This is a genomic window from Micromonospora sp. WMMD998, from assembly GCF_029581235.1.
Taxonomy (GTDB): domain Bacteria; phylum Actinomycetota; class Actinomycetes; order Mycobacteriales; family Micromonosporaceae; genus Micromonospora.
Map to the genome: position 1 here is coordinate 5,947,374 of NZ_CP120740.1, position 16,713 is coordinate 5,964,086.

Sequence of the window (16,713 nt, forward strand, 5' to 3'; positions counted from 1 at the left end):
CCGACTCGCCGCCCCGCAGACACTGAACGACGGGCCGCCCCGGACGCGACCCGTCAGGCGGGCAGCTCGGGCAGCCGGCGGCTCTTCTCGTAGTCGGCCACCTGGGCGATCCGCCGGCTGTGCCGGGGGTTGCCGGAGAACGCGGTGGTCAGGAACGCCTCGACCAGAGCGGTGGCCTCGTCCAGCGTGTGCTGCCGCGCCCCGATCGCGATGACGTTGGCGTCGTTGTGCTCCCGGGAGAGCTGCGCGGTGTCGACGTTCCAGGCCAGCGCCGCCCGGACCCCGGCCACCTTGTTCGCGGCGATCTGCTCGCCGTTGCCGGAGCCGCCGATCACCACACCCAGACTGCCCGGGTCGCCGACCACACGGTCGCCGGTGTGCAGGCAGAACGCCGGATAGTCGTCGTCGGGGTCGAAGGTGCGCGGACCCACGTCCACCACCTCGTAGCCCTGTTTGGCCAGGTGATTGGCCAGGTGCACCTTCAGCTCGAAACCGGCGTGGTCGGATCCCAGGTAGACGCGCATACCGCGCAGTCTGACAGGCCCGCCTCCGAGCCGGTGCCCGGGCAGCGGCCCGGAGGCGGATTCGTCACACGCCGATCAACGGGGGATCTCGGCCACCACCAGGCCGGCCCGCGCCTTCGGGGTGAACCAGGTGCTCTTGCGCGGCATCTTCTCCCGGGCCAGGTTCACCGCGACGAAGTCGTCCACGGTCACCGGCGCCACCAGCACGGCCAGCTCGGCCCGGCCGGCGTCGACCTCGCCGGTGAGCCAGCTCGCCGGGTAGTCGCCGCCCACGTACGTGATCCGCTTGTCGCCCGGGTCGAGGCCCAACGCCTCCCGCAGCAGCAGCCGCTCGACGAGCGCGTGGTCGAGGTTCTCCAGCCGGCCGTCACCGGTGTGCGGCAGCGTCACCGCGTACCCGCCGCCGGCGAGGTGGAGGTGCACGGTGCCGCCGGTGGCCGGGACCTCGACCGGGCCGGTGGCCGGGGTGACCTCGGCGCCCGCGGCGCGGAGCCGGTCGAGCAGCTCGTCCGGGGTGGTGGTCAGCTCGCTGACCAACCGGTTGTAGGGCTGGATGGCGACCGACGCGGGCGTGGTGATCACCGAGAGGAAGCGCGGGAAACCGCCGGTCTGCGCGGCCAGGCTGCGGTGGTTGCCGTCCGCGACCACCAGTTCGCCGCCGCCGGCCAGCGCGGTCAGCTCGTCCTGCGCCGGGCCCGGGCCGACCAGCCAGATCGCGTGGGTACGGCCGGACTGGTCGAGGTCGGTCGCGGCGGGCGCGCCGGCCGCCTCGGTGGCCGCCGCGAGCGCCGCGTGCAGCTCGTCGCCGCGCCCGGTCTGGAGCAGGAGTACGGGCGAGAGCAGGTGACCGAGCGCCTCGGCCAACGCGACGCGCTCCCGCACCTTGGCGATGAACACGTCCTCGTTGCGGATCACCAGGCCGGGCTCGTCGGCGCGGGTGGAGATCTGGTCGGTGTCGACCATGGCCCACAGCCCGTACGCGCTCTCCTCGCCCGGCGCGCTGATCCGGTAGAGCACGACGACCTGCTCGGCCGGGGTGTAGCTGCCGTCCGCCTTCGCCTCGGTGAGACGGTCCACCGCGTCCGGAAGCGCCTCCAGGAACGAACTCCCGAGGCTGCCCGGCGCCCGGTGGGGCATCTCGATGCCGAGGGCACTGTGCGGGTTCGCCTCGACGATGGCGGTGATCTCCGCGTCGTCGGCGAACTCGTCGTAGTTCTGCGCGCCGGTGCCGCCAGTGGTGATCCAGGCCCGGGCGATCGGATGCACGACCGTCATGCCCGCTGACGCTACCCGCGCCCGCCCCACCCTCGCCGCCGGACTCACCCCCTCTCACTGAGTGAAAGGAGGGGCCCCTTATTAACGCCTCCGGTAGAGGAGGGGGCCCCGCTTAACAACCGGGCGGCTCACGCGGTGACGTGGCGGTGCCGGCCGGGGGCGGGCGGGCGACAGGTGGGCGCGGTCGCGCGGGAGCCGGCGTTCAGGCGTACCGTCGTCGCCCCTGCGCCGGGCGGGAGGCCGCCGCCGGGCGGGAGGCCGCCGCCGGGCGGGAGGCCGCCGCTGGACGGGGTCACCCGGGAGGTGGCCACCGCCCGGGCCACGCCGACCACGATCGGCGGGGCCAGCAGGTCGGCCAACTCGGGCGCGCCGGAGGGCCAGCCGCCCCCGGCCACCGACCAGTACGTCGCACCGGAGTCCTCGGCCGCCGACGGCGGCACGTCGTCGGACAGACGGCGGTGCTTACCCATGAGTACGCCTCCCGGAACTGCCGCGGCGCGGCCACGGTCGGGCCGCCGGCTGGAACACCCGGTGAAACGAGCCCCGCACCGACCCGGTGACGGGCGCACGGCGCGGGGCGCGCACCGAGCGAGGGGTGTTAAGCGGGGCCCCCTCCTCTACCGGAGGCGTTAAAAGGGGGCCCCTCCTTACACCTCAGTCGAAGATGGGGGGCTGGGTGCGGGTGCGCTTCAGCTCGTAGAAGCCGGGGGTGGCGGAGACCAGGAGCACGCCGTCCCACAGCCGGCCCGCCGCCTCGCCCTTCGGCGCGGGGGTGATCACCGGGCCGAAGAAGGCGACGGTCCCGCTGCCGTCCGGGCCCGGAGCGTGGACCACGGGGGTGCCCACCTCGGTGCCGACCGGTCGCATGCCGGCCTCGTGGCTGGCCCGCAGCGCGTCGTCGTACTCGGTCGACTCGGCGGCGTCGGCGAGCGCCGGGTCCAGCCCGACGTCGGTGAGCGCGCCCACCAGCATGTCCCGGCCCAGCTCCTCCTTGCCGAGGTGGATCCGGGTGCCCATCGCGGTGTAGAGCTTCGCCAACGTCTCGGCGCCGTGCGCCTGCTCGACGGCGATGCACACCCGCACCGGACCCCAGCCCTTGCGCATCAGCTCCTGGTATTCCTCCGGCAGGTCCCGGCCCTCGTTGAGCACGGCCAGGCTCATCACGTGGTACCGGATGTCCACGTCCCGGACCTGTTCGACCTCAAGCAGCCAGCGGGAGGTGATCCACGCCCAGGGGCACAGCGGGTCGAACCACATGTCCGCAGTGACACGATCGGTCACGGTGTCGTCCCTTCACGATTTTCCGCGTCGGAACCCCGACGCCTTCACCTTCCGATCCTCACCCCGGGCCCCATCGACCGGTAGCGGAATGAGAGCGTGACCTCGACCACCGAATGCGGTGCGTGCATGGAAGACTCGGTTCTCGGCGGGCCGTCACGAGCGGACCCGGCGGAGACCGGTGCCGCGGGGCGCGGCGATACGAGTGGGATGGAGACGAACAGTGCCGGGAGTGCGCAACCTGACCCAGGTCGAGGCGACCGAGCGGGCCCGCCTGCTCGAGGTGACCGGGTACGACATCAGCCTTGACCTGTCGACCGCGGTGCAGTCCACCGGTCGCACGTTCCGTTCGGTGACCGAGGTCCGGTTCCGCTGCGCCGAGCCGGGAGCGACCACCTTCATCGAGGCGGCGGCCGACTCGGTGCGCTCAGCCACGCTCAACGGCGAGCCGGTCGACCTGTCCGGCTGGTCCGCCGAGAAGGGCCTCACGCTGACCGGCCTCGCCGCCGAGAACGTCCTCGTGGTCGACGCCGACTTCGGCTACTCGAACAGCGGGCAGGGCCTGCACCGCACGGTCGACCCGGTGGACGGCGAGACCTACCTCTACAGCCAGTTCGAGACCGCGGACGCGCAGCGGGTCTTCGCCTGCTTCGACCAGCCGGACCTGAAGAGCGTCTACACCTGGCACGCCACCGTCGCCGACCACTGGAAGGTCGTGTCGAACATGCCGGTGGCCCGCGAGGAGGCCGCCGGCGAGGGCCTGAAGACGCTGCACTTCGCCGTGTCGGAGCGGATGAGCACCTACATCACCGCGCTCTGCGCCGGGCCGTACCACGAGGTGCGGCACACCCACGACGGCATCGACATGGGCTATTTCTGCCGGGCCAGCATGGCGCCCCACATGGACGCGGACGACCTGCACCTGATCACCACGCAGGGCTTCGACTTCTTCCAGGAGAAGTTCGGGGTGCGCTACCCGCTGCCCAAGTACGACCAGCTCTGGGTGCCGGACTTCAACGCCGGCGCGATGGAGAACTTCGGCTGCGTCACGCACGCCGAGTCGCACTACATCTTCCGCTCGCAGGTCACCGACTTCGAGTACGAGCAGCGCGCCAACACGATCCTGCACGAGCTGGCGCACATGTGGTTCGGCGACCTGGTCACCATGCGCTGGTGGAACGACCTGTGGTTGAACGAGTCGTTCGCCGAGTGGGCCAGCCACTGGTGCAACACCCACGCCACCCGCTTCACCGACGCCTGGACGACGTTCCTGTCCATCCGGAAGAACTGGGGCTACCGGCAGGACCAGCTCTCCTCCACCCACCCGGTCTACTGCGAGATGCCGGACCTGGAGGCCGTCGAGGTCAACTTCGACGGCATCACGTACGCCAAGGGCGCCAGCGTGCTCAAGCAGCTCGTCGCGTACGTGGGCGAGGAGCCGTTCGTGGCCGGTCTGCGGGCCTACTTCGGCAAGCACGCCTGGGGCAACGCCACCTTCGACGACCTGCTCTCCGAGCTGGAGACGGCCTCCGGCCGGGAGCTGCGCAAGTTCGCCGCCCAGTGGTTGGAGACCGCGCAGGTCAACACGCTGCGCCCGGAGGTGACCCTCGGCGCGGACGGCGCGTACGAGCGGGTGGTGGTCCGGCAGGAGGCGCCGGCCGGGCACCCGACGCTGCGGACCCACCGGATCGGCGTGGGCCTCTACGACCTGACCGACGGCCGGTTGGTCCGCCGGGAGCTGGTCGAGGTGGACGTGACAGGCGAACTGACCGAGTTGTCGGCGCTGCACGGCAAGCCCGCCGCCGACGTGCTGCTGCTCAACGACGAGGATCTCACCTACGCCAAGCTGCGGCTGGACGAGCGGTCCATGTCGACGGTGGTGCAGCACATCGCCGGCTTCGACTCGTCGCTGGCCCGGGCGCTGTGCTGGACGGCCGCCTGGGACATGACCCGCGACGCCGAGCTGTCGGCGCGCGACTACGTGGCGCTGGTGTTGGCCGGGCTGACCACCGAGACCGACATCAACCTGGTGACCGCCACGTTGCGGCAGGCGACCACCGCGCTCACCTTCTACGCCGATCCGGCGTGGGCGCCGACCGGCTGGGCCGACGTGGCCCGCACGGCGCGGACCGCGCTCGCCGCGGCCGAGCCGGGCAGCGGGTTCCAGCTCGCCTGGGCCCGGGCGTACGCCTCGTCGGCCCGTTCCAGCGAGGACCTGGCGACGCTGCGCGGCTGGCTGGACGGCAGCGGGGTGCCGGACGGGTTGACCGTCGACACCGAGCTGCGGTGGACCGTGTTGCAGTCGCTTGTCGCCAACGGCGCGGCCGGGGCCGCCGAGGTGGACGCCGAGCTGGCGCACGACCGCACCGCGAGCGGCGAGCGGGAGGCCGCGTACGGGTACGCGCTGGTGCCGACCGAGGCGAACAAGGCCGCGGTGTGGGCGCAGCTCACCGGCGCGGAGGCGCTGCCGAACTGGCGCAACCGGGCGCTGTTGCAGGGCCTCACCCATCCGGCGCAGGTGGAGCTGACCGCGCCCTACCGGGAGCGTTACTTCGAGGTGGTGGACCAGGTCTGGGCGCAGCGGGACAGCGAGCCGGCGCAGGAGTTCGTGCAGCTCGCCTACCCGTCGTACCTGGTCGACGAGGACACGGTCGCGGCCACCGACGCCTGGCTGGCCCGGGACGGCCAGCCGGCGTCGCTGCGCCGCCTGGTGGCCGAGGGCCGCGACGGCGTGGTCCGCGCGCTGAAGGCCCGCGAGCGGGACGCCCGCAGCGCCTGATCGGGGGTACGCCGGCCGGGGCCGGCGTGGGCGCAGGCCCGCGCCGGCCCCGGCCGTTTATCGTGTACGGAGGAGGTGGACGTGATGGCACAACCGATCTACGAGTGGCGGCCACCCGAGCGCGACTGGCGGGAGCAGGATCTCTTCGACCTGCCCGAAGACGGTAACCGCTACGAGATCATCGACGGGAGCCTGCACGTGACCCCACCCCCGGGGTTCGCCCACCAGGAGTTGGCGGATGATCTGCGCATGGCGCTGCGTCTCGCCGCGCCTGAAGGATGGCGGGTCATCCGGGAAGTCGGCCTACGCGCACCCGGCGGCAATCTCATTCCGGACATCAGCCTCATCAGGCCAGATGCTCCCCGCGACGGTCTGTGGCTGCACGCGGCGGACGTGGCATTGGTCGTGGAGGTGGAGTCGCCGAGCAGCCGGCGGCATGACCGTTTCACCAAACCGTCCGTCTACGCCGAGGCCGGCATCCCGCACTACTGGCGGGTGGAGCGGGGCGAATTCGGCCCGGTGATCTACCGCTACAAGCTGACCAAGGGTGTGCACTACGAATCGCTGGGCACGGTCGGGCCGGACGATCCGGTGCGGCTCGACGAGCCGTGGCCGATGCGGCTCGACCCGTCCGCCTGGCCCCGCTGAGCGCGCGAGAAAGCCCGGCCCGCACGTATGCGGGCCGGGCTTCGTCGTGTGTGCGGCCCGGTGCTCAGCCCTTGCCGGCGTGGCTGGCGAGCTGGTCGAGGCCCTGGATGACGCCACCGGCCAGGTCGCCGCCGCCGAAGGCGGCCACCATGGAGAGCGCGGCCAGCTTGGCGTACGTGTCCGGGATGCGCTTGCGCGCGTACTTGCCGGTGACGATCTCCAACTGCCGCTGGTTGGGTGAGATCGCGATCAGCACCGACTTGTCCGGCTCGGCGAGCTGCCGGTGCAGCCGCTCGGCGTGCTCCCGGACCGGCTCGTCGAGGCCGCCCACGTAGATCGAGAAGACCAGGCCGGTGCCCTGGTCGGCCAGGCGGAGCGCCTCGTCGATGCGGAGCAGTTGCCGGGTCGAGAACGGCCCGTCCAGCACGTCGGGCGGGGTGTCCGTCCCCGTCGTGGGCCGCGCTTCACCAACGGTCACTTGCGCCTCCGGTTCCACCGGCCGGCGCCTCCCGGCCGGCCTGCTCCTGCTTGCGGCTGGTCAGCGCCGGCGCCTGGGCGCCGGCGGTCAGCGCGGCGCCGGCCGAGTCGGCCAACTGCTCCGGGCGGCCCAGGAACCACACCGGAGTGAAGTCGAAGGGCCGGCCCGGCCGGTAGCGCTTGGCGCCGCCACCGTGGCCACGGCTGCCGGCCGCCGCCAGGCCGGCGATCAGCAGCACCGCGGCGAGCGGGATGCCGACGAAGAACACCAACGTCTCGGTAACAGACAATCCCAACGCCCCCAGGCGGAAAGAGACCAGGAATGTTCCGGGTCGGGTGGACGGTCACGACGGGCCGCGCCCGACCTCGCTTGTGCTGTTCACGTTAGCGGAGTCGACGGCCCGCCAGATTGCGGGGTGCTGATCCCACCCGCCACAGAGGTGCTCCAGTTGCGCGGCAGTGGCGATCAATGTGGCGTCGTCGCCGTACCGGCCGGTCAGCAGCACCCCGACCGGCAGGCCCTCGGCGGTCCGGCCGACCGGCAGCGAAACGGACGGATCGCCGGTGACGTTGAAGACGGCGCAGTACGGCGAGAAGCGCCGCTGCCTGTCGAAATCCTCCGCCGGGTCGAGCGCGGCGAACGCGCCGACCCGCGCCTGCGGTGCCGCGAGGGTGGGGCAGAGCAGCAGGTCACAGCCGGCGGTACGGCGTACGCCGCGGCGTACCTGGGCCTGTAGCTCGCCGAGCGCGGCCATCAGCCGGCCGGCGCCGATCGCTGCTCCGCGCTCGCGCAGGAGGCGGGTCAGCGGCAGCAGTTCGCCTTCCCGGCCGGCGGGCACCGGGGCGAGCGCCAGCGCGTACCAGACGGTTTCGAACATCGGCCACACCTCGGGGCCGAGCGGCGCGGGGACGTCGACCACCTCGTGGCCGGCGGCGGCGAGCAGGGCGGCGGCCCGGTCGACGGCGGCCACGCAGTCGGGGTGGACCGGCTCGTCGGCGAGCATCGGCGTGGTGAAGCGGCCGATCCGCAGCCGGCCGGGGTCGGCGGCGCGGGCGACGCCGAGGTGGCCGCCGGCGGGCGCGGCGGGCGGCAGGTACGGCTCACCGGGCACCGGCTGCGCCAGCACGTCGAGCAGCGCCGCCACGTCGGTGACGGTGCGACCGAGCGGCCCGTGGGTGGGCAGCCCGAACGCGCCGAAGCCGAGCGGGCCGCCGGAGACCAGGCCCCGGCTGGGTTTGTGGCCGACCAGGCCGCAGAGCGCGGCCGGGATGCGCAGCGAGCCGCCGCCGTCGGAGCCCTGCGCCACCGGGGCCAGGCCGGCGGCCACCGTGGCCGCCGCGCCGCCGCTGGACCCGCCGGCGGTGTACGCCGGGTCCCACGGGTTGCGGGCCGGTGGCGCGACCCGCCCTTCGGAGTAGAGCGAGCAGCCCAGCTCGGAGGTGGTGGTCTTGCCGAGGCTGACCAGCCCGGCACCGGTCAGGAAGCGCACCACGTCGGCGTCGACGGGCGGGACGAAGTCGGCGAAGGCGGCCGAGCCGAACGTGGTCCGCACCCCGGCGGTGAGCGTCAGGTCCTTGATCGCGGTCGGTACCCCGTGCAGCGGCCCGCGCTCGGCGGTCGGGACGGCGTCGGCGGCCCGCGCGGCGGCCCGGGCCCGGTCGGCGGTGACGGTGACGAACGCGCCGACGGTGTCGCCGAGCGCGTCGACCCGGCGCAGGTGGTGCTCGACGAGTTCCAGGCTGGACAGTTCGCCTCGACGGATGGCGGCGGCCTGTTCCAGCGCGGTCAGGTCGTGCGGCTCGGCCATGGCCACCATCCTGCCCGCTGCCGGGCCCGGTTGCCGGGCGACACGGCCGGGCTCCGGATCCGCCCCTATCCGCCTGACATGACCGGATCGGGATTGCCGGCCGGCGGGCCCGGACGGGCGCCCTGAGTCGTATCAGCGTGCCCCGGGGGCAGCGCCATCCAGGAGTACCGGGACACCTGACCGACAAAAGCGGAAGTTTCGGTCGTGTCTAATGTCGCTCCGGCGACAGACGCACCCGAAACCAGCGAAACCGGGGGCGGTCAGGACAGGGTGCCGGGCGGGGCCACCCATTCGGACCGAGGGCCGCCGACGTCGGCCAGTAGGTCGAAGTCTCGGTCGTAGTGCAGGACGGTGGCAGAGTGTTCCGCAGCGATCGCCGCCACCGTCAGGTCGACCGGGCTCGCCGCCCGGTGATAGCCCCGCGCGGTGAGTGCCAGTTGCAGGTCCCGAGCGCGGGTGGAGACGGCTGCGGTCACCGGAAGCTCGACCATGACCTGCGCGCGACGGGCGCGGATTGCCATGGCGTCACGGAAGTCCAGCGCGCTGCGGCCGTCTTCGAGATCGAGTGGAAGGCACGTGGCTGCCAGGCCCTCCTCCAGGATGGCGCTCACCCGCTTCGCCACGACGGGCAGGCGAAGCCGAGCCCACGCCGAGGTGTCGATGAGATAGAGCCCGCCGACGCTGCTCACGCGGCTTCCTTCTCACTGGCGGGCACCTTGTCGTCGTCGACGATGCCCGTCCAGTCGCGGTCGATCGACAGGAGTTCCCTGATCGCCTCCATCCGCTCGCTCCGCTCAGCGACCAGCCGCAACGCCGCGTGGATGGTGTCTTTCTTGCTCTTGGTACCGAGTTCACGGCGGGCACGCTCGAGCAGTTCGTCGTCCAGGTCGATCACAGTCTTCATGGGCCGAGTGTATACGAACCGGAATGCTTTATATATCGATTCGGCCGAGGAAGCGCAGGGCGTTGCCGCCGAGCAGCGCGGTCCGCTGGGCGTCGGTGAGGAAGTCGGAGCGGTGCACCACCTGCCCGACCGGCCGCTCCCCCAGCGGGTACGGGTAGTCGCTGCCGAGCAGCACCCGCTCGGCGCCCATGGTGTCCACCAGCAGCCGCAGCGCGGCCGGCTCGAACACCACCGAGTCGACGCTGAACCGGTCGACGTAGGAACTGGGCGGCGCGGCGGACGCGCCGCGTACCAGGTCGCCCCGGCGGTGCCAGGCGTTGTCGGCGCGGCCGAGCCAGAACGGGAAGCTGCCGCCGCCGTGGGCGAAGCAGATCCGCAGCGTCTGCGGCACCCGGTCGAACACCCCGCCGAGGATCAGCGCCAGCACCGACAGGTGCGTCTCGGCCGGCATCCCGGCCAGCCAACGGGCCATCCACCGGTTCAGCCGGGGGCCGCCGGGCATGTCCCACGGGTGCACGAAGACCGGCGCGCCGACCTCGGCGCAGTGGGTCAGGAACCGCACGATGCCGGCGTCGTCGAGGTCCCGGTCGCCGACGTGGTTGCCGATCTCCACACCGGCGTGCCCGGCGGCGAGGCAGCGGTCCAGCTCGGCGCAGGCCAGATCGGCGTCCTGGAGCGGCACCTGGCAGAACGGCACCAGCCGGCCGCCGCCGGCCGCGGTGACCTCGAGGGTGAGGTCGTTGAAGATCCGGGACACCTTGGCCGCCTGGTCGGCCGGGCGGTCGTAGCCGAAGAAGACCGGGGTGGGCGAGACCACCTGCACGTCGACGCCGTCGGCGGCCATGTCGGCGAGCCGGGTGGGCGCGTCCCAGCAGGACGCGCCGACCGGCCGGAACTCGGTCTCCCCCACCATGATCATGGCGGCGCGCTCGGAGTCCACCCGCAGCCACGGCCAGCCGGACCCGCCGCAGGCCGCGGCGAGATCCGGCCACCCCTTCGGCACGACGTGGGTGTGCACGTCCACCACCGGCACCGGCATCAGCCCTTGCCCGGGTGCAGCGCGCCGCAGTTGTCGCAGGTGCGGGCGCTCTCGTCGGCGTAGAACGCGGCGAAGACCGGGGGCAGGTCGGCGGCGATGTCGCGCACCTGCAACTCCACCTCGTACACCTTGTGGCTGCACTCGGCGCAGTACCACTGGAACTTCTCCAGCGTGCCCTCCTCGCGGACCCGCTCGATCACCATGCCGATCGAGCCGGCCTCCGGGCGCTGCGGCGAGTGCGGGGTGTTACGCGGCAGCATCCACATCTGCCCCTCGCGCACGTGCACCGTACGCGGGCCCTCGGGCGTCATCAGGTTGATGTGCATGTTGCCCTTGACCTGGTAGAAGAACTCCTCGTACGGGTCGACGTGGAAGTCGGTGCGCTGGTTCGGCCCGCCCACCACCATGACGATGAAGTCGTCGCTGCCGGGCAGCATCTCCTTGTTGCCCACCGGCGGCTTGAGCAGGTGCTGGTTGTCCCCGATCCAGCCGGCGAAGCTGAACGGCTCGGCGATCTCACTCATGACGGACCTCCCGACGGAAGTAGGGCCACGGCCTGCATCTCGATCAGCAGGTGCGGATGCGGAAGCTGGTGCACGGCCACCGTGGTCCGGGTCGGACCGGTGGCGTCGAAGAACTCCGCCCAGACCTCGTTGTAGCCACCGAAGTCGTTCATGTTGACCAGGTAGCTGGTGACCTGCACCAGGTCGGTCAGTTCGGCGCCGACCGAGCGGAGCAGGTCGCGGATGTTGTCGATCACGGCCCGGGTCTGCGCCCGGATGTCGAGGTCGGTGGTGCCGAACTCGTCCACCGACACCCCGGCGAACGTGTTGTCCGGCCGGCGGGACGACGTACCGGAGACGAAGACGAACCCGCCCGCGACCTTGACGTGCGGGAACGCCCCGCGTGGCACGGCCTTCCCGGCGACCACCCGGGCGGTCATGGGAGGGCCTTCAGGGAGGCGGAACCGAGCCTCTCCACCACGGCGCGGACGTGCGCGCCCGGTCGCAGCGGCACCGCGGCGGTGGCCGCGCCGGCCAGGAACACCCACCCCCGGCGCAGCCGGACGCCGTGCCGGCCGGCCAGCCGCAGGCCCTCGTCGAGCGCGCGGCGCGGGTCGCCGAGGATGGCGGCGGTCGAGCCGGCCTGCGCCACCCGCCCGTCGATCTCCAGCAGCACGCCGAGGTTGTCCAACCCGTCCGGCACCGGCGACCAGGGTCCGATCGCGAACGCGGCGGCCGAGGTGTTGTCGGCGATCACGTCCGGCAGCGAGAAGGTGAAGTTGGCGTACCGGGAGTCGATCAGCTCGATCGCCGGGGCGACCGCGCGGACCGCCCGGGTGAACGAGCCGACCGGCTCGCCGGGGTCGGGCAGCCGGTCCAGCAGGAACGCCACCTCCGGCTCGACCCGGGGGTGGATGAACCCGGTGGTGTCGACGGTGCCGCCGTCGGGCACCCGCATCTCGTCGGTCAGCCGGCCCCAGATCACCTCGTCCACGCCGACCTGGGCCATCTTGGCCTTGCTGGTCAGCCCCATCTTCAGCCCGACCAGCCGCTCGCCGCGGTCGAGGCGGCGTCGCACCAGCGCCTCCTGCACCGCGTACGCGGCGTCCACGTCGAGGCCGGTCTCGGCGGCGAGCTGCGGGATCGCGGTGGCGGTGTCGGCCGCCGCGCCCAGCTTCTCCGCGATCCCCGCGACGTCCGGCCCGCTCATGAGGTGCTCTCCCTGCTCGCCAGGTCCAGTGCCACGTCCACGATCATGTCCTCCTGGCCGCCGACCATCCGGCGACGGCCCAGCTCGACCAGGATCGAGCGGACGTCCACCCCGTACTTCGCCGAGGCCCGCTCGGCGTGGCGCAGGAAGCTGGAGTAGACGCCCGCGTACCCCAGGGAGAGCGTCTCCCGGTCCACCTGCACCGGCCGGTCCTGCAACGGGCGGACCAGGTCGTCGGCGGCGTCCATCAGCGCGAACACGTCGCAGCCGTGTTTCCAGCCGTGCAGCTCGGCGACCGCGACGAACACCTCCAGCGGGGCGTTGCCGGCGCCCGCGCCCATCCCGGCCAGCGAGGCGTCCACCCGGACGGTCCGCCCGTCCGCGGCTTCCGGACCGACCGGGGCGGAGCCGAGCACGCGGCCGTGCTCGACCGCCAGCACGCTGTTCGCCACGCCCAGCGACAGGTTGTGGTGCGCGTGGATGCCGATCTGCGTCTCCGGCGCCAGCACCTGCCGGTACGCGTCGACCCGCTGCGCCACGTCGGACATCAGCAGCCGCCCGCCGGAGTCGGTGACGTAGACGCAGTGCGCGCCGTACGACTCCATCAGCTTGGCCTGGGCGGCCAGCCCGGCCGGGTCGTTCAGGTGGGACATCATCAGGAACCCGGAGACGTCCATGTCGTTCTCCCGGGCCCAGGCGATGTGCTGGGCGGAGATGTCCGCCTCGGTGCAGTGGGTGGCGATCCGGACGCTCGTCACGCCGAGCGCCTTCGCCGCCTTCAGGTCGGCGATGGTGCCGATGCCGGGCAGCAGCAGCGTGGTGAGCCGCGCGGTGGTCAGCACCTCGGCGGCGGCGGCGATCCAGTCCGCGTCGGCGGCGGCGCCGTGGCCGTAGTTGACGCTGGAGCCGGCCAGGCCGTCGCCGTGCGCCACCTCGACCGCCGCCACACCTGCGGCGTCGAGCGCCGCGGCGATGGTCCGCACCTGGTCGACCGTGTAGCGGTGGGCGATGGCGTGCATGCCGTCGCGCAGCGTCACGTCCTGGATGTAGAGGTCGGTCATCGCGGTGCCCCCTCCGGCGAACGCAGCGCCACCAGCCGCTCGGCGGTACGCAGCGCGGCCGACGTCATGATGTCCAGGTTCCCGGCGTACGCGGGCAGGTAGTGCCCGGCGCCGGAGACCTCCAGGAACACCGACACCTGAAGGCCGCGGAAGTGCCGGCCGAGCACCGGCGCGTACGTGTCCACCGGGTCGAACTGCACGTCCTGCTTGAGCCGGTAGCCGGGGACGTACTCCTGCACGGTCTTCACCATGTCGGCCACCGAGTCGGCGATCGCGGCCCGGTCGGCGTCGGCGTCCGGGCAGAGGCAGTAGACGGTGTCCCGCATCAGCAGCGGCGGGTCGGCCGGGTTCAGCACGATGATCGCCTTGCCGCGTTCGGCGCCGCCGACCACCTCGATGGCCCGGGCGGTGGTCTCGGTGAACTCGTCGATGTTGGCCCGGGTGCCCGGACCGGCCGACTTCGAGGCGATCGAGGCGACGATCTCCCCGTACGCGACCGGGGTGACCCGGCCGACCGCGTGCACGATCGGCACGGTGGCCTGCCCACCGCAGGTGACCATGTTGACGTTCGGCTCGTGCAGGTGCTCGTCGAGGTTGACCGGCGGCACCACGTACGGGCCGAGCGCGGCCGGGGTCAGGTCGACCACGGTGCGACCGTGCGCGCGCAGCACCTCGTCGTGACGCTTGTGCGCGCCGGCCGAGGTGGCGTCGAAGACCAGCTCGACGTCGGCGAACCCGGGCAGCGCCACGAGGCCGTCGACGCCGTCGGCGGTGGTGGTCACGCCGAGCCGACGGGCCCGGGCCAGGCCGTCGGAGGCCGGGTCGATGCCGGCCATCGCCACCATCTTCAGGCTCTCACTCAGCCGCAGCACCTTGATCATCAGGTCGGTGCCGATGTTGCCCGACCCGAGCACCGCCACACCCGTCGTCATGAGGTCTCCTTCGAGAAGCAGGTACGCACCGAGCCGAGCCCGGAGATCCGCGCCTCGTACGCGGCGCCCGGCGTGACCGGCACCATCGGGCCGAGCGCGCCGGAGAGCACCACGTCCCCGGTCTTCAGCGGGTCGCCGGCGCGGGCCATGGTGGCGGCCAGCCACCGCAGCGCGTGCAGCGGGTTGCCGAGGCAGGCCGCGCCCGCGCCGACCGAGACCGGCTCCCCGGCGTGCTCCAGCACCATCCCGCACAGCCGCAGGTCCACGTCGGCGAGTCGGCGGGGCGCGGTGCCGAGCACGAACAGCCCGCTCGAGGCGTTGTCCGCCACCGTGTCCACGATGGAGATGTCCCAGTCGGCGATCCGCGAGTCGACGATCTCGATGGCCGGCAGCACGTGGTCCACGGCCCGGATCAGGTCGACGGTGGTGACCCGCTCGTCCGGCAGGTCCGCGCCGAGCACGAAGGCGATCTCCGCCTCCACCCGGGGCTGGAGCAGCCGGCCGATCGGCACCTCCTCGCCGTCGCCGACAGCCATGTCGTCGAAGAGCACCCCGAAGTCGGGCTGGAACACGCCGAAGCTCTCCTGCACCGCCCGGGAGGTCAGGCCGATCTTCGCGCCGACCCGGCGGTGCCCCTTGCCCAGGCGCTGCCGGGTGTAGACCTGCTGCGCCTGGTACGCGGCCTCGACGTCGCCCTCCGGCAGCAGCCGGCCGCGCAGCGGCGGGCAGGGTTTCCCCTCCTGCCGGGCCACGGCCAGTTCGCGGTTGGCGGCCTCGATGTCCACAGTCATGTCAGGTCCACGCAGACGTTTGTGAGTTCGGAATAGAAGGCTAGTGAGTGCACGCCGCCCTCGCGGCCGACGCCCGACGCCTTCACCCCGCCGAACGGAGTGCGCAGGTCGCGCAAAAACCAGGTGTTGACCCAGACGATGCCGGCGTCCAGCCGCATCCCGGCCCGGTGTGCCCGGCCCACGTCCCGGGTCCACACCGTCGCCGCCAGGCCGTAGTCGGTGCCGTTGGCGAGCGCGTACGCCTCGTCCTCGGTGTCGAACGGCGCGACGTGCACGACCGGGCCGAAGATCTCCTCGCGGTTGGTGCGGGCGTCCGCCCCGAGCCCGGTGAGCACGGTCGGCTGCACGTACGCGCCGCCGTCGCGGCCGTCGCCGAAGCGCGGCGTCCCGCCACCGGCGCGGACCTCGGCGCCCTCGATGTGGGCCAGCGCGTAGTGGCCGAGCACCTTGTCCCGGTGGCCGTGCGAGATCAAGGGCATGTTCACCGTCGCCTCGTCGGACGGCCAGCCGTACGCCAGTTCGTCCGCGCGCTTCGCCAGCCGGGCGGTGAACTCCTCGAACACCGGCCGCTGCACGTAGATCCGCTCGGTGCAGAGGCAGACCTGGCCGCCGTTGGTGAAGCTGGACCGGACCGAACCGGCGACCGCCGCGTCCAGGTCGGCGTCGGCGAAGACCAGGCCGGCGTTCTTGCCGCCCAGCTCGAAGCTGACCGCCTTCACCCCGTCCGCGGCGGCCCGCATGATCGCGCTGCCGGTGGTCGACTCGCCGGTGAACGTGATCGCGTCCACCCCCGGGTGCCGGGTCAGGTGCTCGCCGGCCGAGTCGGGGCCGAAGCCGTGCACCAGGTTGAACACGCCGTCCGGCACACCGGCGGCGGCCATCACCTCGGCCAGCAGCGTCGCCGACGCCGGGGTCTCCTCGCTGGGCTTGACCACCACCGCGTTGCCGCAGGCCAGGGCCGGGGCGACCTTCCAGGTGAGCAGCAGCAGCGGCAGGTTCCACGGCACGATCACCGCGACCACGCCGACCGGCTTGCGGACCGCGTAGTTGAGCGCCCGGCCGCCGGTCGGCGTGACCGTGGTGAACGACTCGGTCGGCGCGGTCGCCACGATCTCGGCGAACGCCCGGAAGTTGGCCGCACCGCGCGGGATGTCGAGCGTGCGGGCCTGCGAGATGGCCTTGCCGGTGTCCGCCACCTCGGCGGCGACCAGGTCGTCGAAGCGCCGTTCCAGCTCGTCGGCGACCCGGCGCAGCACCTCGGCGCGTTCCCGCTCCCCCATCCGGCCCCACGGGCCGCGCAGCGCCGCCCGGCCGGCGGCGACGGCGTCGTCGACCACCGCGGACGACGCCTCGACCACCTCGAAGACCGGTTCGCCGGTGACCGGGCTGCGCTTGGTGAACCGGGTGCCGGTGTCGACGAACGCGCCATCGACGAAGTTGCGCAACAGGCCGGGGCCGTCCGGCGCGTGCCCGGTCATCAGCCG

The 16,713-nt window shown here is 72.7% G+C and carries 19 protein-coding genes; 2 read left to right on the plus strand and 17 right to left on the minus strand.

What is annotated here, in order from left to right; translation table 11 throughout:
- Positions 1-53: 53 nt before the first annotated feature.
- The 4 genes from O7619_RS26815 to O7619_RS26830 form a co-directional block, all read right to left on the minus strand.
- Positions 54-524 carry a ribose-5-phosphate isomerase gene (locus O7619_RS26815; RefSeq protein ID WP_281587065.1) on the minus strand — a complete coding sequence of 157 codons (471 nt, stop codon included), beginning with the start codon at positions 522-524 and terminating at the stop codon, positions 54-56.
- 75 nt (positions 525-599) lie between these two features.
- Complete coding sequence (locus O7619_RS26820) at positions 600-1,799, minus strand: DUF1015 family protein (protein ID WP_282284146.1); 1,200 nt, start codon at positions 1,797-1,799, stop codon at positions 600-602.
- 128 nt (positions 1,800-1,927) lie between these two features.
- Positions 1,928-2,269 carry a hypothetical protein gene (locus O7619_RS26825; RefSeq protein WP_282284147.1) on the minus strand — a complete coding sequence of 114 codons (342 nt, stop codon included), beginning with the start codon at positions 2,267-2,269 and terminating at the stop codon, positions 1,928-1,930.
- Between the two features lie 184 nt (positions 2,270-2,453).
- Positions 2,454-3,080, minus strand: a complete 627-nt coding sequence (locus tag O7619_RS26830) for a DsbA family protein (RefSeq protein ID WP_282284148.1) — start codon at positions 3,078-3,080, stop codon at positions 2,454-2,456.
- A 229-nt stretch (positions 3,081-3,309) separates the two neighbouring features.
- Here O7619_RS26830 and pepN point away from each other — a divergent pair, with 229 nt between their 5' ends.
- Together pepN and O7619_RS26840 are read left to right on the plus strand one after the other, a co-directional pair.
- Entirely contained in the window at positions 3,310-5,856 is a 2,547-nt protein-coding gene (gene pepN / locus O7619_RS26835) for an aminopeptidase N (RefSeq protein WP_282284149.1), read from the plus strand.
- A gap of 84 nt (positions 5,857-5,940) precedes the next feature.
- Positions 5,941-6,504, plus strand: coding sequence for a Uma2 family endonuclease (locus tag O7619_RS26840; RefSeq protein ID WP_282284150.1), 564 nt, complete (start codon positions 5,941-5,943; stop codon positions 6,502-6,504).
- 64 nt (positions 6,505-6,568) lie between these two features.
- Here O7619_RS26840 and O7619_RS26845 read toward each other — a convergent pair whose 3' ends face one another.
- The 13 genes from O7619_RS26845 to O7619_RS26905 form a co-directional block, all read right to left on the minus strand.
- Positions 6,569-6,982, minus strand: coding sequence for a DUF5130 family protein (locus O7619_RS26845; protein ID WP_282284151.1), 414 nt, complete (start codon positions 6,980-6,982; stop codon positions 6,569-6,571).
- Positions 6,969-7,253 (minus strand): hypothetical protein, encoded by a 285-nt coding sequence (locus O7619_RS26850; RefSeq protein WP_282288958.1) that lies wholly within the window; start codon positions 7,251-7,253, stop codon positions 6,969-6,971. Before O7619_RS26850 ends, O7619_RS26845 begins: the two co-directional genes overlap by 14 nt.
- A 72-nt stretch (positions 7,254-7,325) precedes the next feature.
- Entirely contained in the window at positions 7,326-8,789 is a 1,464-nt protein-coding gene (locus O7619_RS26855; protein ID WP_282284153.1) for an amidase, read from the minus strand.
- A 260-nt stretch (positions 8,790-9,049) separates the two neighbouring features.
- A complete protein-coding gene (locus O7619_RS26860; RefSeq protein WP_282284154.1) occupies positions 9,050-9,478 on the minus strand; it encodes a PIN domain-containing protein in 429 nt (142 codons plus the stop codon).
- A complete protein-coding gene (locus O7619_RS26865; RefSeq protein ID WP_282284155.1) occupies positions 9,475-9,693 on the minus strand; it encodes a type II toxin-antitoxin system VapB family antitoxin in 219 nt (72 codons plus the stop codon). The genes O7619_RS26860 and O7619_RS26865 overlap by 4 nt, the downstream gene beginning before the upstream one ends.
- Before the next feature lie 28 nt (positions 9,694-9,721).
- The gene (locus O7619_RS26870) at positions 9,722-10,732 is read right to left on the minus strand and encodes an amidohydrolase family protein (RefSeq protein ID WP_282284157.1); all 1,011 of its coding nucleotides are present in this window, start codon (positions 10,730-10,732) and stop codon (positions 9,722-9,724) included.
- The gene (locus O7619_RS26875) at positions 10,732-11,256 is read right to left on the minus strand and encodes a 3-hydroxyanthranilate 3,4-dioxygenase (protein WP_282284158.1); all 525 of its coding nucleotides are present in this window, start codon (positions 11,254-11,256) and stop codon (positions 10,732-10,734) included. The genes O7619_RS26870 and O7619_RS26875 overlap by 1 nt, the downstream gene beginning before the upstream one ends.
- Positions 11,253-11,675 (minus strand): RidA family protein, encoded by a 423-nt coding sequence (locus O7619_RS26880; RefSeq protein WP_282284159.1) that lies wholly within the window; start codon positions 11,673-11,675, stop codon positions 11,253-11,255. The genes O7619_RS26875 and O7619_RS26880 overlap by 4 nt, the downstream gene beginning before the upstream one ends.
- A complete protein-coding gene (locus tag O7619_RS26885; protein WP_282284160.1) occupies positions 11,672-12,445 on the minus strand; it encodes a 4-oxalocrotonate decarboxylase in 774 nt (257 codons plus the stop codon). The genes O7619_RS26880 and O7619_RS26885 overlap by 4 nt, the downstream gene beginning before the upstream one ends.
- On the minus strand, positions 12,442-13,506 hold the full coding sequence (gene dmpG, locus O7619_RS26890) for a 4-hydroxy-2-oxovalerate aldolase (RefSeq protein ID WP_282284161.1): 1,065 nt from the start codon (positions 13,504-13,506) through the stop codon (positions 12,442-12,444). Before dmpG ends, O7619_RS26885 begins: the two co-directional genes overlap by 4 nt.
- Positions 13,503-14,438 carry an acetaldehyde dehydrogenase (acetylating) gene (locus tag O7619_RS26895; RefSeq protein ID WP_282284163.1) on the minus strand — a complete coding sequence of 312 codons (936 nt, stop codon included), beginning with the start codon at positions 14,436-14,438 and terminating at the stop codon, positions 13,503-13,505. Before O7619_RS26895 ends, dmpG begins: the two co-directional genes overlap by 4 nt.
- Positions 14,435-15,229 (minus strand): fumarylacetoacetate hydrolase family protein, encoded by a 795-nt coding sequence (locus O7619_RS26900; RefSeq protein ID WP_282284164.1) that lies wholly within the window; start codon positions 15,227-15,229, stop codon positions 14,435-14,437. Before O7619_RS26900 ends, O7619_RS26895 begins: the two co-directional genes overlap by 4 nt.
- Complete coding sequence (locus tag O7619_RS26905; RefSeq protein ID WP_282288959.1) at positions 15,226-16,707, minus strand: 2-hydroxymuconic semialdehyde dehydrogenase; 1,482 nt, start codon at positions 16,705-16,707, stop codon at positions 15,226-15,228. The genes O7619_RS26900 and O7619_RS26905 overlap by 4 nt, the downstream gene beginning before the upstream one ends.
- Positions 16,708-16,713: the final 6 nt, after the last annotated feature.